22 protein-coding genes and 1 pseudogene are annotated in these 24,156 nt (G+C 71.8%); 9 read left to right on the top strand and 14 right to left on the bottom strand.

Annotation, left to right across the window (positions count from 1 at the left end):
• The first annotated feature begins 1 nt into the window (after position 1).
• Together AY578_RS03615 and AY578_RS03610 are read left to right on the top strand one after the other, a co-directional pair.
• Positions 2-412, top strand: a complete 411-nt coding sequence (locus AY578_RS03615) for a DUF742 domain-containing protein (RefSeq protein WP_019524698.1) — start codon at positions 2-4, stop codon at positions 410-412.
• Between the two features lie 81 nt (positions 413-493).
• Positions 494-1,099 (top strand): GTP-binding protein, encoded by a 606-nt coding sequence (locus tag AY578_RS03610; RefSeq protein ID WP_258902024.1) that lies wholly within the window; start codon positions 494-496, stop codon positions 1,097-1,099.
• Positions 1,100-1,133: 34 nt separating this feature from the next.
• Here AY578_RS03610 and AY578_RS03605 read toward each other — a convergent pair.
• Positions 1,134-1,577: pseudogene (locus tag AY578_RS03605) on the bottom strand (PPOX class F420-dependent oxidoreductase).
• Positions 1,578-1,692: 115 nt separating this feature from the next.
• Between AY578_RS03605 and AY578_RS03600 the strand changes: the two are divergent.
• Complete coding sequence (locus AY578_RS03600) at positions 1,693-2,103, top strand: roadblock/LC7 domain-containing protein (RefSeq protein ID WP_019524696.1); 411 nt, start codon at positions 1,693-1,695, stop codon at positions 2,101-2,103.
• 139 nt (positions 2,104-2,242) lie between these two features.
• On the top strand, positions 2,243-3,484 hold the full coding sequence (locus AY578_RS33970) for a DUF6397 family protein (RefSeq protein ID WP_420341302.1): 1,242 nt from the start codon (positions 2,243-2,245) through the stop codon (positions 3,482-3,484).
• On the opposite strand, the gene AY578_RS03590 is transcribed toward AY578_RS33970, so the two are convergent.
• Positions 3,421-4,287, bottom strand: a complete 867-nt coding sequence (locus tag AY578_RS03590; protein WP_161231527.1) for an acyl-CoA thioesterase — start codon at positions 4,285-4,287, stop codon at positions 3,421-3,423. The genes AY578_RS33970 and AY578_RS03590 overlap by 64 nt on opposite strands.
• A gap of 19 nt (positions 4,288-4,306) precedes the next feature.
• Positions 4,307-6,820, bottom strand: coding sequence for a DEAD/DEAH box helicase (locus AY578_RS03585; protein ID WP_026243789.1), 2,514 nt, complete (start codon positions 6,818-6,820; stop codon positions 4,307-4,309).
• Positions 6,821-6,965: 145 nt separating this feature from the next.
• On the opposite strand from AY578_RS03585, the gene AY578_RS03580 reads away from it, so the two are divergent.
• Entirely contained in the window at positions 6,966-7,760 is a 795-nt protein-coding gene (locus AY578_RS03580) for a metal-dependent hydrolase (RefSeq protein ID WP_026243788.1), read from the top strand.
• An 8-nt stretch (positions 7,761-7,768) separates the two neighbouring features.
• Here AY578_RS03580 and AY578_RS03575 read toward each other — a convergent pair whose 3' ends face one another.
• From AY578_RS03575 to AY578_RS03555, 5 genes are all read right to left on the bottom strand, one after another.
• Positions 7,769-8,044 carry a type B 50S ribosomal protein L31 gene (locus AY578_RS03575; RefSeq protein ID WP_019524691.1) on the bottom strand — a complete coding sequence of 92 codons (276 nt, stop codon included), beginning with the start codon at positions 8,042-8,044 and terminating at the stop codon, positions 7,769-7,771.
• Between the two features lie 51 nt (positions 8,045-8,095).
• Positions 8,096-8,566, bottom strand: a complete 471-nt coding sequence (locus AY578_RS03570; protein WP_020700111.1) for a DUF5709 domain-containing protein — start codon at positions 8,564-8,566, stop codon at positions 8,096-8,098.
• A 489-nt stretch (positions 8,567-9,055) separates the two neighbouring features.
• Entirely contained in the window at positions 9,056-10,837 is a 1,782-nt protein-coding gene (locus AY578_RS03565) for an ABC transporter ATP-binding protein (protein WP_215187973.1), read from the bottom strand.
• The gene (locus AY578_RS03560) at positions 10,834-12,678 is read right to left on the bottom strand and encodes an ABC transporter transmembrane domain-containing protein (RefSeq protein WP_258902023.1); all 1,845 of its coding nucleotides are present in this window, start codon (positions 12,676-12,678) and stop codon (positions 10,834-10,836) included. The genes AY578_RS03565 and AY578_RS03560 overlap by 4 nt, the downstream gene beginning before the upstream one ends.
• Positions 12,679-12,825: 147 nt before the next feature.
• Entirely contained in the window at positions 12,826-13,314 is a 489-nt protein-coding gene (locus AY578_RS03555; protein ID WP_019524687.1) for a MarR family winged helix-turn-helix transcriptional regulator, read from the bottom strand.
• 96 nt (positions 13,315-13,410) lie between these two features.
• On the opposite strand from AY578_RS03555, the gene AY578_RS03550 reads away from it, so the two are divergent.
• Positions 13,411-15,213, top strand: coding sequence for an ABC transporter ATP-binding protein (locus AY578_RS03550; RefSeq protein WP_019524686.1), 1,803 nt, complete (start codon positions 13,411-13,413; stop codon positions 15,211-15,213).
• Positions 15,214-15,256: 43 nt separating this feature from the next.
• Complete coding sequence (gene mltG / locus AY578_RS03545; RefSeq protein ID WP_019524685.1) at positions 15,257-16,114, top strand: endolytic transglycosylase MltG; 858 nt, start codon at positions 15,257-15,259, stop codon at positions 16,112-16,114.
• 7 nt (positions 16,115-16,121) lie between these two features.
• Here mltG and AY578_RS03540 read toward each other — a convergent pair whose 3' ends face one another.
• Complete coding sequence (locus AY578_RS03540; RefSeq protein WP_136237349.1) at positions 16,122-17,198, bottom strand: NAD(P)-binding domain-containing protein; 1,077 nt, start codon at positions 17,196-17,198, stop codon at positions 16,122-16,124.
• Positions 17,199-17,299: 101 nt separating this feature from the next.
• On the opposite strand from AY578_RS03540, the gene AY578_RS03535 reads away from it, so the two are divergent.
• Positions 17,300-17,722 (top strand): secondary thiamine-phosphate synthase enzyme YjbQ, encoded by a 423-nt coding sequence (locus AY578_RS03535; protein WP_136237348.1) that lies wholly within the window; start codon positions 17,300-17,302, stop codon positions 17,720-17,722.
• A 146-nt stretch (positions 17,723-17,868) separates the two neighbouring features.
• On the opposite strand, the gene AY578_RS03530 is transcribed toward AY578_RS03535, so the two are convergent.
• From AY578_RS03530 to AY578_RS03510, 5 genes are all read right to left on the bottom strand, one after another.
• Positions 17,869-18,495: a response regulator transcription factor gene (locus tag AY578_RS03530; protein WP_136237347.1), complete on the bottom strand. Its 627-nt coding sequence runs from the start codon at positions 18,493-18,495 to the stop codon at positions 17,869-17,871.
• Positions 18,492-20,120, bottom strand: coding sequence for a GAF domain-containing sensor histidine kinase (locus AY578_RS03525; RefSeq protein ID WP_161108228.1), 1,629 nt, complete (start codon positions 20,118-20,120; stop codon positions 18,492-18,494). The genes AY578_RS03530 and AY578_RS03525 overlap by 4 nt, the downstream gene beginning before the upstream one ends.
• Before the next feature lie 130 nt (positions 20,121-20,250).
• On the bottom strand, positions 20,251-21,171 hold the full coding sequence (locus AY578_RS03520; protein ID WP_019524680.1) for a polysaccharide deacetylase family protein: 921 nt from the start codon (positions 21,169-21,171) through the stop codon (positions 20,251-20,253).
• 28 nt (positions 21,172-21,199) lie between these two features.
• Positions 21,200-22,078: a carbon-nitrogen hydrolase family protein gene (locus AY578_RS03515; protein ID WP_019524679.1), complete on the bottom strand. Its 879-nt coding sequence runs from the start codon at positions 22,076-22,078 to the stop codon at positions 21,200-21,202.
• A 469-nt stretch (positions 22,079-22,547) separates the two neighbouring features.
• Complete coding sequence (locus AY578_RS03510) at positions 22,548-23,381, bottom strand: universal stress protein (RefSeq protein ID WP_019524678.1); 834 nt, start codon at positions 23,379-23,381, stop codon at positions 22,548-22,550.
• A 304-nt stretch (positions 23,382-23,685) separates the two neighbouring features.
• Here AY578_RS03510 and AY578_RS03505 point away from each other — a divergent pair, with 304 nt between their 5' ends.
• The gene (locus AY578_RS03505; RefSeq protein WP_006135137.1) at positions 23,686-24,156 is read left to right on the top strand and encodes a cation:proton antiporter regulatory subunit; all 471 of its coding nucleotides are present in this window, start codon (positions 23,686-23,688) and stop codon (positions 24,154-24,156) included.

Genomic DNA, 24,156 nt, shown 5'->3' with positions numbered 1-24,156 from the left:
GATGACCGACGACACGACCGGCGCCCCGCGCGAGCCGGGCAGCCAGTGGTACGACCACGAGGCCGGCCCCCTGGTCCGGCCCTACGCCGTGACCGGCGGACGCACCGCACCCGGCCCTTCCGGTGTGCGCTTCGACCTCATCGCCCTCGTCAGCCTCGACCCCGCCGCGCCCGCCGGTGACGACCCCGCGCTCGGCCCCGAGCACCGCGCGCTGATCGACCTGTGCCGCCCGGAGACCCAGTCCGTCGCCGAACTCGCGGCCTGCGCCGACCTGCCCGTGGGCGTCGTCCGGGTCCTCCTCGGCGACCTGCTGGAACGCGGCCGGGTCACCGTCAGCCGGCCCGTACCGCCCGCCCAGCTGCCCGACGAGCGGGTGCTCCGCGAGGTGATCGCGGGGTTGCGGGCGCTGTGAGCACTCGTTGGCCAAGAGCCGTGTCGCATTCCCCGCTGTGACGAAAGAGCGTCTGGAACACCCTCACGAAAAGAGCGAACGATGGTCCCCGAACACCCCGACGCCCCCGCCGGTGAGACGACGGCTCTGGCGCTGAAGATCCTGGTCGCCGGTGGTTTCGGCGTGGGGAAGACCACGCTGGTGGGCGCGGTCAGCGAGATCCGGCCGCTGCGCACCGAGGAGACGCTCAGCGAAGCCGGGCGGACGGTGGACGACACCGACGGCGTCGACCACAAGGTCACCACGACCGTCGCCATGGACTTCGGCCGCATCACCATCCGCTCCGTGCTCTCCCTGTACCTCTTCGGCACCCCGGGCCAGGACCGCTTCTGGTTCCTGTGGGACGAACTGGCGCAGGGCGCGCTCGGCGCGGTGGTGCTCGCGGACACCCGGCGACTGGAGGACTGCTTCCTCGCGGTCGACTACTTCGAGCACCGCAAGATCCCGTTCGTCGTCGCCGTCAACTGCTTCTCCGGCGCCCGGCGGCACGACGCGCGCGTCGTGTGCCGGGCACTCGACCTCGACCCGGGGACGCCCGTGGTGCTGTGCGACGCCCGCGAGCGCGACTCGGGCAAGGAGGTGCTCATCCAGCTCGTCGAGTACGCCGGGCGCATGCACACCGCCCGGCTGCTCGACTCGGTGGGCTGAGCGCGGCGGGGTCCGTCCGTCCGCCGCGCTCAGTTCAGCTCCCCGCCCGGTGTGGGTCCGCCACGCCCTTTTCGGCCAGCACCTTGTCGATCCGGACCCGGACCAGCAGCTCGCCCGGCACGCCGTTGCGGGCGCCGAACTCCTCCGCGCGGTCCTCGCCCACGTACCGCCCCCCGATCCGGGCGGCCCAGTGCCGCAGCTCCCCGGGGTCCTCCGACGGCGCGCCCGGCCCTTCCGGATCACGTACGCGAAGGGCGGCCGGTCGTCGTCCACACAGAGGGCGACCCGCCCGTCCCGGGCCAGGTTGCGCCCCTTCACGGTCGCCGCGCCGGTGTTGAACACGACGTCGTCCCCGTCGAGCACGAACCGACCGGCGCCAGAGGCTCCGTCCGTCGGCACGGACGGTGGCCAGTCTCCCGGTGCGGGTGTCCTGAGAGACGAACGCCCGCCACTCTTCCTCGGTCATCTTGTGTCCCAGGGCCCTCATCTTCCTTGCCCGCCGCCCGGTCGTGGGGAAGGCTGGCGCAGGGACCCTCCCGACCGGAGGGGACGACACACGGGGTACACGGGGACAACAGGGGGAGACACACGACATGGGGCAGAACCAGGGACTCGACTGGCTGCTGGACGACCTGACCCAGCGCGTCGAACACGTACGGCACGCGCTGATCCTCTCGAACGACGGCTTGGTGACGGGGGCGAGCACGGGCCTGCGCCGCGAGGACGCCGAGCATCTGGCCGCCGTCTCGTCCGGGCTGCACAGCCTCGCCAAGGGCTCGGGGCGGCACTTCGGCGCGGGCGGGGTGCGGCAGACCATGGTGGAGTTCGACGAGGCGGTGCTCTTCGTGACCGCGGCCGGCTCCGGGAGCTGCCTGTGCGTCCTCAGCGGCGCCGAGGCCGACATCGGGCACATCGCGTACGAGATGACGCTGCTCGTCAACCGGGTCGGCGAACATCTGGACGTCGACACCCGCCACCGACCGGAACCGGGTACGAACCTCTGACCTGCGGATTCACCGTCCGAGTGGAGGGTGCGGCGAGGGTTATCCACAGGCTGAACGCGGAGTGTGACGGAACGGCTACCGTCTTTCCCGGAGCGGGCGCAACCGGCGCCGGCCCACCGGACCCACGGGGGAGACGAGCATGTCCCGACAGACGCCGACCACCACCGCGCAGCGCACGGTCACCGCTTTCGACACGGGTGTCGGCCGCCCGGCCGTGGCGAAGGACGACACCTGGATCACGACCGGCCGCGCGGCCCGGGAACTCGGCCTGCGGCGCACCGAGTTCGACCTGGCCGTGCGACTCGGCCGCATCCGCACCGAGCCCGGCAGGGTGGCAGCGGAGCGGCGGGTCGCGCGGGCGGAGATCGAACGGCTGCGCGCCGGACCGGACTTCCCTGAGGCACTGCGCCGCAGCGTCCACGCCGTGGGGACCGCGGAGGGCGCCGCCCTGCTGGGGGTGGCGAAGGCCCGTTTCACCCGGCTGGCGAGGCTGGGGCTGGTCGTTCCGGTGGCGTTCCACCTGAACCGCTACCGCGCCGTGGTCTGGCTCTATCTCGCCGACGAGCTACGGCTGTTCGGTGACGACGAGAAGAACGCGGCGCTGCTGACCGGGCGTACGCCGGAGGGGCTGCGCGGCCTGCTGGACTCCGGGATCGATCTGCGGCCCCGCAACTGGCGCAGCAGGCACCTGGGTTTCCTGCTCCGGGAGGCCGAGGACCCCTGGGCCCGTGCGGGCGCGGTCGCGTCGTTCCTCGACCCGCTGCATGTGGCGCAGGTGGTGCGGGACCCCTACGAGCGGTCCCACGTACACGGGTTCCGCCGCCGTCCGCCCGGCGGCGGGAGCCCCGACTCGCCAGGGGCACGGATCGCGGCGGACCTCATGACCGCGCGCGACCCGGACGAGATCGCCTGGCTACGGGCCGACCTGGCCCGGCTGGTGGACGAGGCCCGGGGGCACCGTCCGGCGCCCCGGCCGTCCGGGTCCCGGCCGTTTCCCTCGCACCGGACGGCGTCCGAGTCCCGAGCCACCCGCGTCGCGTCGGCCGGCGCTCGCGCCCCCGTCCGGGGGGCGGCCGGCCGCACCGGCCCGCCCGGACACCCCGGCCGCCGGCGACCGCGCCAGACGCCGAGGCCTGCTCGCCCGCTGGCGTCATCGAACCGTCCGGAGCGCGGGGCGCCCGTGAAGTGGGCGGGGCCAGGTTGGTGCCCAGGTCGGGCGTGCCTGGTGACCCTGGCGGGCCCGGCGTGTCCGGAAACCCTGGTGTGTCCGACGACCCGGAGACACAGCGCCGGCGCGCCCGGCGCCCGCCCCGCGCCCTACAACGCCCGGAAGAGCCCCTCCTGCACGACCGAGACCAGCATGCGCCCTTCCCGGTCGTAGATCCGGCCGCGGGCCAGCCCGCGGCCGCCCGTGGCGATGGGGGACTCCTGGTCGTACAGGAACCACTCGTCCGCACGGAACGGCCGGTGGAACCACATCGCGTGGTCCAGCGACGCCATGTCGAAGCCGCGCGGACCCCACAGCGGCTCCACCGGAATCCGCACCGCGTCCAGCAGCGTCATGTCGCTGGCGTAGGTCAGCGCGCAGGTGTGCACCAGCGGATCGTCGCCGAGCGGCCCGACCGCGCGCATCCAGACCGCGCTGCGCGGCTCCGCGCCCTCGATCTCGTCCGGCTTCCAGCGCAGCCGGTCGACGTAGCGGATGTCGAAGGGCTGCCGGCGCGCCATCCGCTCCAACTGCTCCGGCAGCGCGCCCAGATGCTCCCTGATCTCGTCCGCCACCGTCGGCAGCGACTCGGGGTCCGGCACCTCGCGGGCCGGCGGCAACTGATGCTCGAAACCCCCCCGTTCAGGCTTGTGGAAGGAGGCGGTCAGATTGAAGATCGTGCGGCCCTGCTGCACGGCGGTGACCCGGCGGGTCGTGAACGACCTGCCGTCCCGCACCCGCTCCACCTGGTACACGATCGGCACCCCGGGCCGGCCCGGGCGCAGGAAGTACGCGTGCAGCGAGTGCACCGGGCGGTCGCCCTCCGTGGTGCGGCCCGCGGCGACCAGTGCCTGGCCGGCGACCTGCCCGCCGAAGACCCGCTGGAGGGACTCCTGGGGGCTGCGGCCGCGGAAGATGTCGACCTCGATCTGCTCCAGGTCGAGCAGATCGACGAGGCTCTCGGCCGGGTTCGTCATGGGTGCGTCTCTCCTGTGCTCACAACTGGCCGACGTCGGTGACCCGCACGACGGCACGGCCCTCCGCGTCGGAGGCGGTCAGATCGACCTCGGCGCTGATGCCCCAGTCGTGGTCGTCGTTCGGGTCGTCGAAGATCTGCCGGACCCGCCACAGCCCGTTCTCCGGCTGCTCGTCGATGATGAGCAGCTTGGGGCCGCGGGCGTCGGGACCGGTGCCGAGCTCCTCGTACTCGTCCCAGTACTTGTCCATCGCCTCGCCCCACGCATCGGCGTCCCAGCCGGACTCGCCGTCCATCTCGCCGAGTTCGTCCACCTGGTCGAGGGCGGCGAGTTCCACCCGGCGGAACATGGCGTTGCGGACGAGGACGCGGAAGGCGCGGGCGTTGGCGGTGACCGGCTTGACCTGGTCGGCCTTCTCCTGGGCCTCCTCGGCGGTCATCTCCTCCGGGTTCGCCAGCTGCTCCCACTCGTCCAGCAGGCTGGAGTCGACCTGGCGCACCGTCTCGCCCAGCCAGGCGATCAGGTCCTCCAGGTCCTCCGACTTCAGGTCGTCGGGGATGGTGTGCTCGAGCGCCTTGTAGGCGCTGGCGAGGTAGCGCAGCACGATGCCCTCGGTGCGGGCCAGCTCGTAGTGGGACACCAGCTCCGTGAAGGACAGCGCCCGCTCGTACATGTCCCGGACCACGGACTTCGGCGACAGCGGATGGTCGCCGACCCACGGGTGGGACTTGCGGTACGTGTTGTACGCGTGGAAGAGCAGCTCCTCCAGCGGCTTCGGGTAAGTGATGTCCTGGAGGCGCTCCATGCGCTCCTCGTACTCCACCCCGTCGGCCTTCATCGCGGCGACCGCCTCGCCGCGCGCCTTGTTCTGCTGGGCGGCGAGGATCTGCCGCGGGTCGTCCAGCGTGGACTCCACCACGGACACCATGTCCAGCGCGTACGACGGCGATTCGGGGTCCAGGAGCTCGAACGCGGCCAGCGCGAACGTGGACAGCGGCTGGTTGAGCGCGAAGTCCTGCTGCAGGTCGACGGTGAGACGCACGATGCGCCCCTCCGCGTCCGGCTCGTCGAGCTTCTCGACGATGCCGCCGTCCAGCAGCGACCGGTAGATGGCGATGGCGCGGCGGATGTGGCGGAGCTGCTGCTTGCGCGGCTCGTGGTTGTCCTCGAGGAGGCGGCGCATCGCCTCGAAGGCGTTGCCGGGCCGGGCGATGACCGACAGCAGCATGGTGTGAGTGACGCGGAAGCGGGAGGTCAGCGGCTCCGGCTCGGACCCGATGAGCTTCTCGAAGGTCTGCTCGCTCCACGCGACGAACCCCTCGGGAGCCTTCTTGCGCACCACCTTGCGGCGCTTCTTCGGGTCGTCGCCCGCCTTCGCCAGCGCCTTCTCGTTCTCGATGACGTGCTCCGGCGCCTGGGCCACCACGAAGCCCTCGGTGTCGAAGCCGGCCCGGCCGGCGCGCCCCGCGATCTGGTGGAACTCGCGCGCCCGCAGCGTGCGCACCCGGTTGCCGTCGTACTTGGTGAGCGCGGTGAACAGCACCGTGCGGATGGGCACGTTGACGCCCACGCCGAGGGTGTCGGTGCCGCAGATGACCTTCAGCAGGCCGGCCTGCGCCAGTTTCTCCACCAGACGCCGGTACTTGGGCAGCATGCCGGCGTGATGCACGCCGATGCCGTGCCGCACGTAACGGGAGAGGTTGCGGCCGAACTTGGTGGTGAAGCGGAAGTTGCCGATCAGGTCGGCGATCTTGTCCTTCTCCTCCCGCGTGCACATGTTGATGCTCATCAGCGCCTGCGCCCGCTCCACGGCCTGCGCCTGCGTGAAGTGCACGATGTACACCGGCGCCTGCCGGGCCTCGAGCAGATCGGTCAGCGTCTCGGTGAGCGGCGTGTACCGGTACTCGTACGACAGCGGCACGGGCCGCGTCGCCGAGCGGACCACAGCGGTGGGCCGGCCGGTGCGCCGGGTGAGGTCCTTCTCGAAGAAGGAGACGTCGCCGAGCGTCGCCGACATCAGCACGAACTGCGCCTGCGGCAGTTCGAGGATCGGAATCTGCCAGGCCCAGCCGCGGTCCGGCTCGGCGTAGAAGTGGAACTCGTCCATCACGACCTGGCCGACGTCGGCGTTCCTGCCGTCGCGCAGCGCGATCGAGGCGAGCACCTCGGCGGTGCAGCAGATCACCGGGGCGTCGGCGTTCACCGACGCGTCGCCGGTGAGCATGCCGACGTTCTCGGTGCCGAAGATCTTGCACAGTTCGAAGAACTTCTCCGAGACGAGCGCCTTGATGGGGGCCGTGTAGAAGGTGACCTCGTCCCGCGCCAGCGCCGCGAAGTGCGCGCCCGCGGCGATCATGCTCTTGCCGGAGCCGGTGGGCGTCGAGACGATCACGTTCGCCCCCGACACCACCTCGATCAGCGCCTCCTCCTGGTGCGCATAGAGAGTGAGACCGCGCTCCTGCGCCCACGACTCGAAGGCTTCGTACAGGGCGTCGGGGTCGGCGGTCTTCGGCAGCTGATCGATGAGGGTCACCACCCCATCTTGCCTGCCCACTCGCCCGATGCGGGAATCGGCTGTCGGCCCGAAGATCACTACCGCTACGCTGTGTCGCCGGCGCAGCGTCAACGTCACCGGTCAACCGGGCGGCGGCGAAAGAGGAATGGGGCGGGCACAGGCCATGATGGGACCAGCACACTCACTGTCGGGCGCCGCGGCCTGGCTCGGGGTCGGAGCGGCGGCGGCCGCGGCCGGACGTCCGATGCCGTGGCCCGTGCTGCTGGCCGGTGCGCTGATCTGCGCCGGCGCGGCGCTGGCCCCGGACCTGGACCACAAGGCCGCCACCATCTCGCGGGCCTTCGGGCCCGTCTCCCGCTGGCTGTGCGAGATCGTCGACAAGCTGTCCTACGCGGTCTACAAAGCGACGAAGAAACCGGCCGACCCCCGTCGCTCGGGCGGTCACCGCACCCTCACCCACACCTGGCTGTGGGCGGTCCTCATCGGCGGCGGCACCTCGGTCCTGGCGATCACCGGCGGCCGCTGGGCGGTCCTCTTCATCCTCTTCGTGCACATGGTGCTGGCGATCGAGGGCCTGTTGTGGCGGGCGACCCGAGGCTCCAGCAGCGACGTGCTGGTGTGGCTGCTGGCGGCGACCAGCGCCTGGATCATCGCGGGCATCCTCGACGAGCCGGGCAACGGCGCCGGCTGGCTGTTCACCGAGCCCGGTCAGGAATACCTGTGGCTCGGCCTGCCCATCGTGCTCGGCGCGATCGTGCACGACATCGGGGACGCGCTGACCGTCTCCGGCTGCCCGATCCTGTGGCCCATACCCGTGGGCCGCAAGCGCTGGTACCCGATCGGCCCGCCCAAGGCGCTGCGGTTCCGCGCCGGCAGCTGGGTGGAGCTGAAGGTGCTGATGCCGGCGTTCATGCTGCTGGGCGGAGTGGGCTGCGCGGTGGCGCTCAACGTCATATAGACGGCGGATCAGCCGCTGCTTCCGCCCCCGCCCTCGCTGCTCTCGCCGCCGTAACGGCGCTGGAAGCGGGCGACGCGGCCCTCGGTGTCCACGGTCCTGGCCTTGCCCGTGTAGAACGGGTGGCTCTCCGAGGAGATCTCCACGTCCACCACCGGGTAGGTCTCGCCGTCGTCCCACTCGATGGTCTGCGCGCTGGACGCGGTGGACCGGGTGAGGAAGGCGTATCCGGCGGCCCGGTCGCGGAAGACGACCGGGTGGTAGTCGGGGTGCTTGTCCTTCTGCATGGGTGCTCCTCGGGCGTCTGGGTTCCGCGTCCGCGTCAGGGCACGGCGGGGTCAGCCGGGCAGGCTGTCCTCGTCGACGATGTGCACGGCGGCCTCCTCGGCGGAGGCGGCGGCGCCGTCGATGCCGACGTCGTAGGCGACCAGCGCCTCCTCCTCGTCCTCGTGCGCCCCTTCGTCGGGGGCGACGAGCCGGCCGGAGCGTGCCTCGCCGACCTCGCTGTCCAGGAGTTCCCCGTCGGTGCCGGTGGAATCACCGAGGTCGTCGCCGTCCGGCACGGGCAGGTCCGGCAGCTCCTCGGCCAGCCGCTGGTCCAGCGTCTCGCCCTCGTGCTGCTCGGCGGCGGTCACGCCGTAGTGCTCCACCGCCCAGGGCCGCTCGGGAGGGGACCAGCCCCGGTCGAGGGGGTCGGCGACACCGTCGCTCTCCAGCGTGTCCTCGGCGTCCAGCAGCCCGGCGTCGTCCTGAATCTCGGACCCGTCGGGCTGGTAGACGTCGTCTCCCCAACCGTCACCGCTGTTCACGGACACCTCCAGGGGGTGGGGCGGGCCGCGACGCCCGCCGTGGCCCGCACTGGGCCGGCTCCACGGGCACCGGACCCGCCAAGACCCGATCACCGGGCCCCGGACGCTCCCGTAGCCGATGCCTGCTTCCAGCCTTCCACCGGATCTCCCGACCCCGCAACGCCACACGTGGTGACCGGCGGACGCCGGCCCGCAGTCCCGGGCGTCGGCACCTCCGACTCGGGGCACCGTGCCGCGAGTGCCTCCGACCCGGGGCGCCCGCCCCGCGAGGCCACGGCGCGCTGCAGGGCGTCGGCGGGCCGGCCCGCCGACGAGCCACGCGAGGCGCGCGGGCGCGCACCCGCCTCTCGCGGGCGGCGCGGCACGGCGCCGCCCCCGAGAGGCGGCCGGCCATTGGTCGCGGGACACCTTGGTCCCGAAGACCCGGGCTGCGGCTCACCCTGCCTCGAGGCCACCCCCACCCCAGGACAGCCCCCGGGCGCGCCCCGGTCACCCGTGCCAGCTGCGCCACAGAGCCGCGTACGCCCCGTCCGCCGCGACCAGTTCCTCGTGGCTGCCCAGTTCGCTGATGCGGCCGTTCTCGACGACGGCGATGACGTCCGCGTCGTGGGCCGTGTGCAGGCGGTGGGCGATGGCGACGACGGTTCGGCCGTCCAGGACGCGGGCCAGGGAGCGCTCCAGGTGACGTGCCGCGCGCGGGTCGAGCAGCGAGGTCGCCTCGTCGAGGACCAGCGTGTGCGGGTCGGCCAGCACCAGCCGGGCCAGCGCGATCTGCTGCGCCTGCGCCGGGGTGAGCGCGAAGCCGCCCGAGCCGACCTCCGTGTCCAGGCCGTCCTCCAGCGCCCGCGCCCATGCGTCCGCGTCGACCGCGCCGAGCGCCGCCCACAGCTCGGCGTCCTCCGCGTCGGTGCGGGCGAGCCGCAGGTTGTCGCGGAGGGAACCGACGAAGACGTGGTGCTCCTGGTTGACGAGGGCGACATGGGAGCGGACCCGTTCCGCGGTCATGCGGGACAGTTCCGCGTCGCCCAGGGTCACGCGGCCCTCCCGGGGCGCGTAGATCCCCGCGAGCAGCCGGCCCAGCGTGGACTTGCCCGCACCCGAGGGACCCACCAGGGCCATCCGGGTCCCCGGCGGCACCTCGAGGGACACCTTGCGCAGGACGTCCACGCCCTCCAGATAGCCGAAGTGCACGGTGTCCGCCCGCACCCGCCGGCCCTCGGGCGTCACGTCCGGGTCCCCGGCGTCGGGCTCGATGTCCCGCACGCCGACCAGCCGGGCCAGCGACACCTGCGCGACCTGCAGCTCGTCGTACCAGCGCAGGATCAGCCCGACCGGATCCACCAGCATCTGCGCGATCAGCGCGGCCGTCGTCAGCTGGCCGACGCCGATCCACCCCTGCAGCACGAACACCCCGCCGATCATCAGGACCGACCCGAGGACCGTGACATGGGTGAGATTGATGACGGGGAACAGCACCGAGCGCAGCCACAGCGTGTAGCGCTCCCAGGCCGTCCACTCCCGCACCCGCCGGTCGGTCAGTGCCACGCGGCGCGGGCCGAGGCGGTGCGCCTCCACCGTCCGCCCCCCGTCCACCGTCTCGGTGAGCGCGGCGGCCACCGCCGCGTACCCGGCCGCCTCCGAGCGGTACGCGCCCGGCGCCCGGCGGAAGTACCAGCGGCATCCCGCCACCAGCAGCGGCACCGCGACCAGCACCGCCGGAGCCAGCTCCGGCGCGGTGACGACCAGGCCGCCGAGGAGCAGGGCCGCCCACACCACGCCGATCGCCAGCTGGGGCACGGCCTCGCGCATGGCGTTGCCGAGCCGGTCGATGTCCGTGGTGATGCGCGACAGCAGGTCACCGGTGCCGGCCCGTTCCAGCACGCCCGGCGGCAGTCCGACCGACCGCACCAGGAAGTCCTCGCGCAGGTCCGCCAGCATCCGCTCGCCGAGCATCGCCCCGCGCAGCCGCACCTGCCGCACGAACCCCGCGTGGACCACCAGGGCGGCCACGAACAAGGTCGCGGTGAGTTCCAGGTGCAGCTCCCGCTCCCCGGACGACACCCGCTCCACGAGCCCGCCCAGCAGGTACGGGCCCACCATCGAGGCGATCACCGCCACCGTGTTGACGCCGACCAGCAGCAGGAAGGCCCGCCGGTGCCGGCGCAGCAGTTCGGCCACGTACGCGCGTACGGTCGCGGGCGCGCCCACCGGCAGCGTGTCGGCCGCTGTGGGGGCCGCCGGGTCGTACGCCGGTGGCGCGACGCCGATCATGCCGTCTCCTCGATCTCTTCGAGCTCTTGCAGTTCCTCGAGGCCGTCCGGGACCTCGTCCGTGTGCGGCCCGCCGTCGCCGGCGAGGAGCGCGGCGGCCGACGCCGTCTCCTCCTCCGTCTCGCGGGTCACCACGGCCCGGTAGCGGGACTCGGTGCGCACCAGCTCCCGGTGGCCGCCCACCGCGACGACCGTGCCCTCGTGCAGGAACACCACCCGGTCGGCGCGGTCCAGCAGCAGGGGGGACGAGGTGAACACCACGGTGGTGCGCCCGGACCGCAGGCCGCGCACGCCCTGGGCGATGCGTGCCTCGGTGTGCGAGTCGACGGCCGAGGTCGGTTCGTCCAGGACCAGCACCTCCGGGTCGGTGACCAGCGACCGGGCCAGCGCGAGCCGCTGGCGCTGCCCGCCGGACAGCGACCTCCCGCGTTCGGTGATGCGGGCGTCCATCGGGTCTTCGGCGCCCAGAGACCCCTGGACCAGCGCGGCCAGCACGTCCTGGCACTGCGCGGCCTCCAGCGCCGCCCCCGGCTCGACCGCCCCGGACGCGGGCACGTCCAGCAGCTCCCGCAGCGTGCCGGAGAGCAGCACCGGGTCCTTGTCCTGCACCAGCACGGCCGTACGGGCGCTGTCCAGCGGCAGTTCGTCCAGGGGCACGCCGCCGAGCAGCACCGAGGTGCCCTCCTCCGCGGCGTGCCCGCCGAGCCGTTCGGCCAGCCGCCCCGCCGCGTCCGGGTCGCCGCACACCACGGCGGTGAGCAGCCCGGACGGGGCGAGCAGGCCCGTCTCCGGGTCGTACAGGTCGCCGGCCGGGGTCTCGCTGGCACGCGTGCCGGCGATGTCCACGGTCCGTTCCAGCGCCAGCACCCGCGCGGCCCGCCTGGCCGAGGGACGCGAGAAGGAGTACGCCATCGCGATCTCCTCGAAGTGACGCAGAGGGAACGTGAGGAGCATCACCGAGCTGTACACGGTGACCAGTTCGCCGACGTCGATCCGCCCGTCGCGGGCCAGACGGACGCCGGACCAGACCACCGTGATCAGCAGCAGTCCCGGCAGCAGCACCTGGACGGCCGCGATCAGCGACCACATCCGGGCACTGCGCACGGCCGCGTGGCGGACCTCCTGCGAGGCGCGGCGGTAGCGGTCGAGGAACAGGTCCTCGCCGCCGATCCCGCGCAGCACCCGCAGCCCGGCGACGGTGTCCGAGGCCAGTTCGGTGGCCCGTCCCGCCTTCTCACGCTGGACGTCCGCCCGCCGGGTGGCCTTGGGCAGCAGTGGCAGCACCGCGAGCGCCAGCACGGGCAGTCCCACGGCGACGACGACACCCAGGGCGGGCTGGTAGGCGAGGAGGCCGACGGTGACGACGACGACGGTGACCGCGGCGGCGGTGAACCGCGACAGGGCCTCCACGAACCAGCCGATCTTCTCCACATCACCGGTGGAGACCGCGACGACCTCGCCCGCGGCCACCCGCCGGGTCAGCGCGGAGCCCAGCACGGCGGCCTTGCGGCCCAGCAGTTGCTGCACCCGGGCGGCGGCGGTGATCCAGTTGGTGACGGCGGCGCGGTGCAGGAAGGTGTCGCCGACCGCGACGCCCGCGCCGGCCACTGCCAGCAGTGCGCCCGCGAGCGCGAGCCGTCCGCCGGAGCGGTCGACCGCGGCCTGGACGGCGACGCCGACGCAGAACGGCAGCGAGGCCACGGACGTGAAGTGCAGCAGGCCCCAGGCCAGCGCCTTCAGCTGTCCGCCCAGCTGGTTGCGGAAGAGCCACCACAGGAATCGAGGACCCGAGCGGGCGTCGGGCACGCCCGGATCGGGGTACGGAAGGTCGTGAATCTGCATGGCGTCCCAGTGGCTCGGAGCAGGGGCCGCGGACGTCCTCGGACGGCGGCAGCAAACCGTGACAGGTTGACTCCGTCACGCATCCACCGGCAACTGGTTTTTACCGGCCGGGCCCCCGGCCGCGCTTCCGCCCAGCCCTCTGGGGCGTCAGCCCTCCACCGGACCCGTCCCCGCGGCCGGCCCCTGCTCGCAGGGCGGCCCCGTCGGCCCGTCGACCAGCGTGTTCAGCAGCTCCCCGAGCTGCTCCCGCTCCCGCTCTCCCAGCGGGGCGAGAATCTCCGCCGCGGCCGCCCGCCGTGCCGCGCGCAGTTCCCGCAACGTCTCGCGGCCCTCGTCGGTCAGCTCGATACGGATCACGCGCCGGTTGGCCGGATCCGGGACCCTGCGCACCTTGCCGTGCGCCTCAAGACCGTCCACCAGCGTGGTCACCGCGCGGGGCACCACCTCCAGCCGCTCCGCGAGATCGGCCATGCGGGGCGGTGAGCTGTAGTGCGCGAGGGTGCGCAGCAGCCGGGACTGGGCAGGAGTGATGCCGAGTTCGCGCCGCTCCAGATGCCGCTTCTGGATGCGGTGCACCCGGCGGGTGAGCCGGAGCAGCTGCTCGGCCAGCAGGCCGTCGGGGTCGGGGGCGGTCATGCGGGAACATTATCAGGATGCCGTTCATTGTGAGTACAGGTAACAATGAATGCCGATCACTGACGTCCGCACGCACGCCGCACCTCGAAGGAGACCATGCACCCCGATCACGCACCCGCATGGACGCCGCCCGCCGGAGCCGAGCAGGAACCCCGGCAGGTGCGGCGCATCCTGCGCCTCTTCCGTCCCTACCGGGGCCGCCTCGCGATCGTCGGACTGCTCGTCGGGGCGTCGTCGCTCGTCTCGGTCGCCTCGCCGTTCCTCCTGAAGGCGATCCTCGACGTCGCGCTGCCGGAGGGCCGCACCGGACTGCTCAGCCTGCTGGCACTCGGCATGATCCTCAGCGCCGTGCTCACCAGCGTCTTCGGCGTGCTGCAGACCCTGATCTCCACGACCGTGGGCCAGCGCGTCATGCACGACCTGCGCACCGCCGTCTACGGGCGTCTGCAGCGCATGTCGCTCGCCTTCTTCACCCGGACCCGCACCGGCGAGGTGCAGTCCCGTATCGCCAACGACATCGGCGGCATGCAGGCCACCGTCACCTCCACGGCGACCTCGCTGGTCTCCAACCTCACCAGTGTCGTCGCGACGATCGTGGCGATGCTCGCGCTCGACTGGCGCCTGACGGTCGTGTCGCTGGCGCTGCTGCCGGTCTTCGTCTGGATCAGCCGCCGCGTCGGCAACGAACGCAAGAAGATCACCACCCGGCGCCAGAAGCAGATGGCCGCGATGGCGGCCACGGTCACCGAGTCGCTGTCGGTCAGCGGCATCCTGCTCGGCCGCACGATGGGCCGCTCCGACTCCCTGACCGCCGCCTTCGCGGGCGAGTCCGAGCGCCTTGTCGACCTGGAGGTGCGGTCGAACATGGCGGGCCGCTGGCGGATGGCGGTCATCACGATCGTCATGGCCGCCATGCCTGCGGTCATCTACTGGACGGCCGGCCTCACCCTGCACTCGGGCGGCCCGGACGTGTCCATCGGCACCATCGTCGCGTTCGTCTCGCTCCAGCAGGGCCTGTTCCGCCCGGCGGTGAGCCTGCTGTCCACCGGCGTCCAGATCCAGACCTCGCTCGCCCTCTTCCAGCGCATCTTCGAGTACCTCGACCTGCCGATCGACATCACCGAGCGCGAGGATCCGGTCCGTCTCGAGCGGGTGAAGGGCGAGGTCCGCTTCGAGAACGTCTCGTTCGGCTACGACGGAAAGGGCGGCCCGGTCCTCGACGGCATCGACATCACCGTGCCGCCCGGCGGCAGCCTCGCCGTGGTCGGCCCGACCGGCGCCGGCAAGTCCACGCTCGGCCACCTGGTGCCGCGGCTGTACGACGTCACGGGCGGACGGGTCACCCTCGACGGGGTGGACGTGCGCGACCTCGACTTCGACACCCTGGCCCGCGCGGTGGGCGTCGTCTCCCAGGAGACGTACCTCTTCCATGCGTCGGTCGCCGACAACCTGCGGTTCGCCAAGCCCGACGCCACCGACGAGGAGCTGCACGCGGCGGCGAAGGCCGCGCAGATCCACGACCACATCGCGGCCCTGCCCGACGGCTACGACACCGTCGTCGGCGAGCGCGGCCACCGCTTCTCGGGCGGCGAGAAGCAGCGTCTGGCGATCGCCCGGACCATCCTGCGCGACCCTCCGGTGCTCGTCCTCGACGAGGCGACCAGCGCGCTGGACACCCGTACCGAGGCGGCGGTGCAGGCCGCGATCGACGCGCTGTCGGCCGACCGCACCACCATCACCATCGCGCACCGGCTGTCCACCGTCCGCGGCGCCGACCAGATCGTGGTCCTGGACTCCGGCCGCGTGGTGGAACGCGGGACGCACGAGGAGCTGCTGGAGCGCGAAGGGCGGTATGCGGCCCTCGTGCGACGGGATGCCCGACTGGAGCCGACAAGCTGAAAATATGCCGGGTTTGTGACGATATGCGGGTTACCGTGCCCGCATGCAGACGAACACTCCGTCACGGAACTCGATCCGACTGACGCGCCGCGGCCGTTTCGCCCTGGCGACGCTCGGGGCCGTCGTGGCCGGCACCGCCGTGGCGGTGCCGCTGCTGATCACGACCGACGAGGAGGAGCCCCGCCCCGAGGCCCTCGTCGTCCCCGCGGGTTGGCGGGCGAACCAGGTCTACGCCGCCATCGACAAGACCCTCGACCTGCCCGCGGGCACCACCAAGAAGTCCCTCGCCAAGGCCGACCTGAAGCTGCCGAACGAGGCCGAGGGCAACCCCGAGGGCTATCTCTTCCCGGACACGTATCCGCTCCCGGAGAACGCCACCCCGCAGAAGCTGCTGGCCCGCATGGTCGACACGGCCAACAAGAAGTTCAACGGCGCCCCCGTCGCCGCCGGGGCCCAGCGCAACGCGATGAACGTCTACCAGGCGGTCACCGTCGCGAGCATCGTCCAGGCCGAGGCGGCCACCAAGGCCGACATGGGCAAGGTGGCCCGGGTGATCTTCAACCGGCTGGAGCGCGGCATGCCGCTGCAGATGGACTCCACCGTCGACTACGCCCTCAACCGCAGCAAGGCGCGCGCCACCCCCGCCGACACCGAGGTCGACAGCCCGTACAACTCCTACCGGCGTATGGGGCTGCCGCCGACCCCCATCGACAACCCCGGCGAGGACGCCGTGCGCGCCGCGATCAACCCGGCCCCGGGGGACTGGCTGTACTTCGTGACGGTCCGGCCGGGGGAGACGCGCTTCACCGCGGACCTCGCGGAGCACCAGCGCGACGTGGCGGAGGCGGAGGCCGAACGGAAGAAGGCCGAGGGAAAGTCCGCGCAGCCGTCCGCGACCTGACCACCGGTCAGGCCGCGGCGGGCTCCTGGGCCAGCAGCCGCCTGATGTCCCGCACGGCGGCCCGTCCCGCCCGGTTGGCGCCGATCGTGCTCGCCGAGGGGCCGTAGCCGACGAGATGGATCCGCGGGTCGGCGACCGCCCGGGTGCCCTCCACGCGGATCCCGCCGCCCGGCTCCCGCAGCCGCAGCGGCGCGAGATGGTCGATCACGGGCCGGAAGCCGGTCGCCCACAGGATGACGTCCGCCGCGACCCGGCGCCCGTCGTCCCACACCACACCGTCGGGCTCGATCCGGTCGAACATCGGCTGGCGGTCGAGCACACCGTCCGCCAGCCCCCGCCGGATCGCGTCGTTCAGCGGCAGTCCCGTGACGGAGACCACACTGCGCGGCGGCAGCCCTTGCCGCACGCGCTCCTCCACGAGGGCGACGGCCTCACGGCCCGCGTTCTCGTCGAAGGGCTCCTCCCGCCAGAAGGGCGGCCGGCGGGTCACCCAGGTGGTGGCCGCCGCGTACGGCGCGATCTCCAGCAGATGCTGCGTGCCGGACGCGCCGCCGCCCACCACGACCACCCGCAGCCCCGCGAACGCCTTGGGGCCCGGGTACTGCGCGGTGTGCAACTGCCGTCCGCGGAACGTCTCCTGGCCGGGGTAGCGGGGCCAGAAGGGCCGGTCCCAGGTACCGGTCGCATTGATCAGCGCGCGGGTCGCCCAGATGCCGTGCGAGGTCTCCACAAGGAGCCGCCCGCCGGACCCCTCCCGTACGGCGTGCACGTCCACGGGACGGCGCACCCGCAGGTCGAACGTCCGCTCGTAGCGGTCGAAGTAGGCGCCGATCACCTCGGAGGAGGGCCGCAGCGGGTCGGCGTCCGTCAGCTCCATCCCGGGCAGCGCGTGCATTCCGTGCACCTTGCCGTACGTCAGCGAGGGCCAGCGGAACTGCCAGGCGCCGCCGGGGGCGGGGGAGTGGTCCAGCACCACGAAGTCGCGGTCGGGCTCGTAGCCGGTCCGCCGCAGGTGATAGGCGCTCGACAGTCCGGCCTGCCCGGCGCCGACGACGACCACCTCGACCTCGCGCACATTGTTCACGCTTCCACCAACACACCGGGTGCGGTGGATCTTCCCGGACGCGCGCCACCGGGACGCACGAGAAGCGCCGGGAAGCGCGCCGTGTGCGTCAGGATGGGCGCATGTCCGACGCCTTCACCACCCGAGTCCTGTCCCTCACCACCGGCTCCGCCGAGCGGGTCGCCGACATCACCGGCGACTGCGAGGCCTTCCTGCGGGACACCGCGTCCGGCCGGGACGGCCTGCTCAACGTGTTCGTGCCGCACGCCACGGCCGGCATCGCGATCATCGAGACGGGCGCCGGCAGCGACGACGACCTGCTGTCCGCGCTGCACACCTTGCTCCCCGCCGACGACCGCTGGCAGCACCGCCACGGCAGCCCCGGCCACGGCCGCGACCACGTCCTCCCCGCCCTCGTCCCGCCCCACGCCACGCTCCCCGTGATCAACGGCCGCCTGGAACTGGGGACCTGGCAGTCGGTGTGCCTCGTCGATACCAACAAGGACAATGTCAGCCGTCAGGTACGGCTGAGCTTCCTCGGCTGAGCAAGACCGTCCTGGCGTGAAGCCCGCCATGTCGTCGCCGGAGCGGCAACGCGAGGAGGTGCCGACCGCTGCCGCGTCTGTCGAGCCGTGTCATCACTGGGCCACGCCGTGCAGCGGGCCGCAGTGGCGCGGGGGGGCTCGTCCGGTCAGTCCAGGAGCTGCAAGTCCATCGCCAGCCTCACGAGTTCCGCTCGCCGATGCACCCCGTGCCGCTTGAACATCGTGGAGACATGGAACTTGACCGTGTGCGGGCTGACGTTCAGCGCCTCACCGATGTCGTGGTTGTTCGCCCCTCGGGCGATGAGCCGGATGATCGCCAGTTCGCGCTCGGAGAAGGAGACCGGTTCCGACGGGTTCGAGATCGAGGTGAGCAACAGGCTGCCGGCGATTCTCGGGTCGAAGTAGCTGCCTGCTCGCACGAGTTCACGCAGGATCTCGGGCATTCGGCCGGTGTTGGTGTCCTTGAGGACATAACCAGCCGCGCCGGCGCGGATCGCCTGCGTCAGCAACTCGGTGTTCCCGTAGGCGCTGAACACCAGCACGATGACATCCGGGTGCCGTCGGCGCACGGTCGCGCACAGTTCGGTGCTGCTTTCGCCGTTGAGCCGCAGGTCCAGTACGAGGACGTCGGGCCGTGTCTCTTCGAGGAGGGCCAGCGCGTCGTCAGGAGTCTCCGCCGCGCCGACGAACTCCAGGTCGTCGGCGCGGGAGGCCATCGCCTGCAACCCGTCGTGCACGATCATGTGGTCGTCGACCACGGCGAATCGGATCACAGTCGGCCCCGCGGCAGGACGGCGCGCACCTGGAGTCCGCCGAGCGAACCGGATTCGACGGTGAGCCTGCCACCGAGTCGGGTCACCGCCGTCCGCATCGACCGGAACCCCAGATGCGGCGAGGTCGGGGCGAGTACCTGGTCCAGGGCAGTGGGGTCGAGACCGCCTCCGTCGTCGGCGACCCGCAGTTCGAAGGACTCGGCGTCGATCTCCAGCGCGGTGTGGGCACGACGGCAGCCCGAATGGATCTCGGCGTTGGTCAGCGCCTCCTGGCCCACGTGGATGAGGGCTTTCGCGGCCGGCGGCGGGATCAGCGCGTCCGGACACGGTCCGCAGAGTTCGGTCGTACGGTCGATGCCGGGTCCGCGGCGCACCGACGCGATCTGGCCCAGCACCTCGGCGCCCGTGCTGGGCTGCCCGTACTCCGCGTCGCCGATGAGCACGGAGAGATGGTGCCGGAGCATCCCCATGCACTCCTCGGCCGCACTGCCGATCACTGCCATCCTGCGGCGCAGCGCGTCGTCCTGGCAGTTGTGCTGTGCCGCTTCCGCCTCGAAGCCTATGCGCAGCAGTCCGCGTACGACCGAGTCGTGAAGGTCGTGGGCCAGGCGCTCGCGCTCCTTGCGCTGGACCACACTGTCTCGGTATTCGTCGACCTCTCGCCTTTTCAGTCCCAGAGAGGAGTAGCCCGCGAATTCCGCGAGCAAGGTCTCATCGGTTTCGGTGAAGGGCTTCAGATGTCGATTTCCGACATAAACGACCCCCTTGATCTGGTCGTCCACCAGCAGGGGGGCGGCCATCGCGGAGACGATTCCCTCGCGTGCGGTTTCGTCCACCGGGGCGGCACGCAGCCGGGGGTCCCGTGCGTAGTCGAGTGAGCGCACCGATGACCGCAGTTCGCGGGCGAGTCCACCCAGCCCCTGGCCGTGTTTGATCCGCAGATGCCGGAAGGCGGGAGTCTGGATGTTCAGCACCTGGTCGAAAGCGAACGTCACGCCGTCGTATTCGGGAATGGACAGGTAGGCGACCTCGCAGTCGAACAGATTCCGTGCGGCGACGAGCACCGAGGCCAGCACGGTGCCGGCGTCGGGACTGCTCGCGGCCGATTCCGCGATGTGGCGCAACGCCTGGTTGAGATCGTTCTCGATCAGGGTGCCGCCCGCCTGCCGCGCTCCGCGGAGCGCGGCCCGCACACGCCGGACGGCGTCTCGTCGGCAGGACCGCAGGTCGGCGGCTTCCGGAGCGAATGCCCCTGCGGTGTTCCCGACGACGAGTGAGCCCGTGCCGAACGCGTCCCGCCAGGGAACGGCCACCGCCGACCCTAGTTTCACGACTCGGTCGCGCAGGGCCGAGTGGATCTCCAGGTCGGAGAGCACCTCGAGCCGGCCGTGGGGGAAGCCGGGGGGCAGCCGCAGTGGTTCGTTGGGCAGGAGCGGGTCGTCGGCGGAGTCGTCGGTGACGTCCGACGCCAGCAGCAGCGGCGGGCCGGAGCTGGGCTCGTAGACGACCAGTCCGGTCCCGGCGCCGAGCAGACTGCGAATGTCCGCGACGAGCGGGCCGAGCGCGTCGTGGATGGCGGTGCTGCGCCCCGCGTCCCACGCGTACGACGACCGGGTCCAGCTCATAGCAACTCCGCCCTGACGAGGTCGTTCACCTGGACAATCACCCCTTCGACCGTACCCCACGGCCTCCGGCTGCCCGGCCGAGGCGGTCGGGCAGCCGGAGGGGGCAGGGGCTCGGCGGCCGGAGGCGGGGTCAGGCGATCGGGTAGTCGGCGGGCTTGGGGGAAACGCCGCGGACGTCCTCGGCGTTCATCAGCTCGCGGTCCCGGTCGTCGTCCACCCAGCACGCCGCGATCTCGGCGCACGTGGCGAACCAGACGCCCTCCTTGCCGGCGATGTACTCGACCAGGCGCTCGTACCACATCATGTGGTGCGGCTGGCCGATGATCTGCGGGTGCACGCAGGTGGCGTAGACCGGGTTCGGTACGCGGTCGTAGGCGTAATCGAAGATGTCCTTCCACCGCTTGTAGATCGTGTCCGAGTCCTGCATGCCGGTCTGCCCGCCCGTGACATAGCCCAGCGGAGGAAAATCGTCGAGGTACCAGTTGACCGGGATCTCCAGCACCTTGCTGGCCTTGCCCGCCCGGTTGCCCGTCTCCCAGTTGATTTCCCAGCGGCGCGGCCGGTACGGCACCACGTCGCGGCCCATGAGGCTGGTGTCGTAGTCGAAGCCGAATTCCTCGATCAGGTCGAGGGTGTTCTCGCTGTAGTCCCAGTACGGCGACCGGTATCCGGTGGGGCGGATGCCCAGCACATTCTTGTACGTCTTGAACGCGAGGTCGATCAGCCGCTTCTCGGTGTCCCTGCTGATCAGTGTCGGATTCTCGTGGAAGTACCCGTGGTGGCCGAATTCATGGCCGGCGTCGGCGATCTCCCGGCAGCGCTCGGGGAAGGTGTCCACCGAGTGGCCGGGGGTGAAGAACGTGCTCTTGACGCCGAAGCGCCGGTACAGCTCAAGCAGTCGCGGCACCCCGACCTCGGCGCCGTACTCGCCGCGTGACATGTACGACGGGCTGGGCTTGTTGAAGCCGCCCAGCCACAGACACTGTGCGTCGAAGTCCGTGCCCAGGTTGACGGCGATCTTCTTGCCCGGGGGAAGCTGCAGATGTCCCATGGAGTGTTCCTTTCCGAGGAGGTCAGGGTCAGGCGGTCTTGATGTGGGAGGGCCACTCGGCGTACGTACCGGCGCGGCGACGGCGGTCACGGAACGTCGTCGCGGCGCCGTCCTCACGGTTGCGGCGCAGCGCGTCGAGGTCGACGACGCCCCGTGCGAGGGTCTCGGTGTTCTCCCCGGCCTCGGCGATGACACCGTTCGCGGCCCAGGGCTGGTCACACGGGCCGAGGATGGAACTGCGGGTCCAGCCGTTCGGCAGGGGAGCGCCGGGCGAACCGCCGGTCGAGCAGTGCACGAAGTACACCTGGTTCTCGATCGCACGGGAGGCGGCGCAGTGGCGTACCCGCCAGAAGCCGTGCTCGGTGAAGGTGTACGAGGGGCACAGGATGATCTCCGCGCCCTGCTCGGCGAGGCTGGAGGAGACCTCCGGGATCTCCGCCTCGTAGCAGACGGCGAAGCCGACCTTGGCGAACGGCAGGTCGATCGCCTTCAGCTCGTCGCCCTCGGAGGTGGACCATGCCGCCTCGCCCGGGAAGATGTGCGTCTTCTCGTGCTCGTGGACGGTGCCTTCGGGGGTGAACAGGCAGGCCACGTTGAGGTGGCGATCGCCGCGCTTCATGAGGTGCGAACCGGCGGCGATGTGCTGGCCGCGACGCCGCGCCTCCTCGGTGAACAGGGCGCGGTAGTCGTCGGTGTAGGCGTCGATCCTGGTCAGATCGGCGATGTCGTCCGTACGCCACGTCGGCTCGGTCGTGAAGAGCTCCACTGTGAACAGTTCGGGCAGAAGGACCAGATCGGCACCCTCGGCCTGATCGAGCAGCCCACGTACGTGCTGGGCGAATTCGTCGAAGTCGTGCACCGGACGGACCAGAAAGTTGATCGCCGCGATGGAGACGGTGTCAGGCATGGGTGAATCCCCTCGTCGAATGCGGAAACGACGCTGGAGGGAGAAGCCGGCGTCGTCGACGGTGTCTGGGCAGTGTTCTACAGATCCGTCACGACGGGTGGCCAAAGATCACTCACCGTAAGGGTGGGTGGTGACTACCCGAACGGGCAGGTGCCGCTGAGGTCCTGCGGGTGCGGATGCGCCGCTCGGAGGGGGACGGCGGCCGACGAAGGGTCTCTTGGCGAGTCGGCGTGACCGGCTGGGGCACGCGCCCGTCGCCCGTCGCCGGACAGGCCGCAGGGCGTGTGCGGGCCGTCCGGTGGCACGGCCCGTCGGCGGCCACGGTCCTGCGCGCCCGCCCCTGGTGGGCGACGGATCGCGCCTTCGGTCACCCGCCCGGCAGGCGCACGGCCCGGCCCGGGTGCGCTCCGCAAGGCGGCACCCTGCCCTCAACACCGGTGAACTGTCCCGGGGCTGACGTGCTCTCAGCTCACAGCGCCCGCACCACCGTCACCGGACACTCCGCGTGGTGCAGCAGCGCCTGGCTGACCGAGCCGAGCAGCATGCCGGCCACCCCGCCGTGGCCGCGTGCCCCCGCCACCACCAGCTGCGCCTCCCGCGTCGCCTCCAGCAGCGCCTGGCGGACGCGCCCCCGTTCGAGGCGCGGCTGGACGATGACGTCCGGGTGCGCGGCCATCCAGGGCTTCATCGCGTCCTCCAGCAGCCGCCGGTGACGCGTTTCGAGCTGGCCGAGGTCCACCACCACGCTCAGCGGGTCGCCCGGCTCCTCGTACGGCGTGGGCTCGCTCCAGGTGTTCCAGACGTGCATGGCCATCAGCGGCGCCCCGCGCAGTTCGGCCTCCGTGAAAGCGAAGGACGCGGCGGCGTTCCCGGCCGGTGAGCCGTCCGCGGCCAGCAGGACGGGACCCTGCGGGTCGGGGCGCCCGCGCACCACCATCAGCGGGCCGTGCCCATGTGCCGCCAGCTGCATGGTCGTCGAGCCCAGCAGCAGGTCTCCGAAGAGGCTCCGGCCGCGCCGCCCCAGCACGGTCAGCACCGCGTGCCGCGACTCGGTCCGCAGCACCGTCAGGACGTCGCCGGACACCACGGTGCGCGTGATCTCCAGCCCGGGGACGCGCTCGCGCAGCCGCTGCTCGGTGTCGGCCAGCACCCCGTGGATCATCGGATCCAGGTCCGAAGGCCGGGCGAACGCGTGCACGATCCGCAGCCGGGCCCCGCGCAGCCGCGCCTCCTCGGCCGCCGCGTCGGCGGCGGCGAGGCTGGAGGGAGAGCCGTCCACTCCGACGATCACCGTGTCGTCCACCACACACTCCCGTCCCCGGAAGGTGCCTCCGAGTACCCGCAGGGGCGGACCGCTACGCGCACGATTCCCGCGTTTTGTCCGGTACACCCCGCTGACCTGCGACGACACGACGGCCTCGACGATCCTCGCGACGGCGCCGGAACCTGTCCATCCGTGGCAACACCCATGTTCCGGCCGAATGGCGGGATGGCACCATTACGGCAGTGAGGGTCGCCACCCGGTGCCGTACGACGGTCCGTTCGGCCCCGAACATCGGACGACTGAGAAGAAGACGGGAAGGGGACGGGCTGTGCCTGCTCCACGGATGAGCGCGACACCGTTGCCGGGCATCGGTGTGAAATACGACCTCACCACGCGTGAGCACGAGCACCTGTCCGTCATCGCGCACCGCGACGGCGCCCGGACGGTGAACGTCTACCGCTCCGACGACCCGGACGCCTGCGCCCGCTCCCTGCGGCTCAGCGTCGCCGAGTCGGCCGCGCTCATCGACGCGCTGATGCCGGCCCACCACAGCCCCAACCTGCTGCACACCACCGACCTGGGTCTGGTCGCCGAGCGCATCGAGCTGTCCTCGGTATCCCACTGGAACGGCCGTCTCCTGGGCGAGACCCGGATGCGCACCGACACGGGCGCGTCCATCGTGGCCGTCCTGCGCCGCGCGGAGGCGATCCCGTCGCCCGCGCCGGACTTCCGGCTCGCCGGAGGGGACACGCTGATCGTCATCGGCACCCGCGAGGGGATCGACGCCGCCGCCGAGATCCTCGGGCGGGAGTGA

It is taken from the genome of Streptomyces thermocarboxydus (genome assembly GCF_024760485.1).
Taxonomy (GTDB): domain Bacteria; phylum Actinomycetota; class Actinomycetes; order Streptomycetales; family Streptomycetaceae; genus Streptomyces; species Streptomyces cellulosae.
Note: the sequence above shows the minus strand (reverse complement) of the source record. Positions and strands in the feature narration are given on the sequence as shown.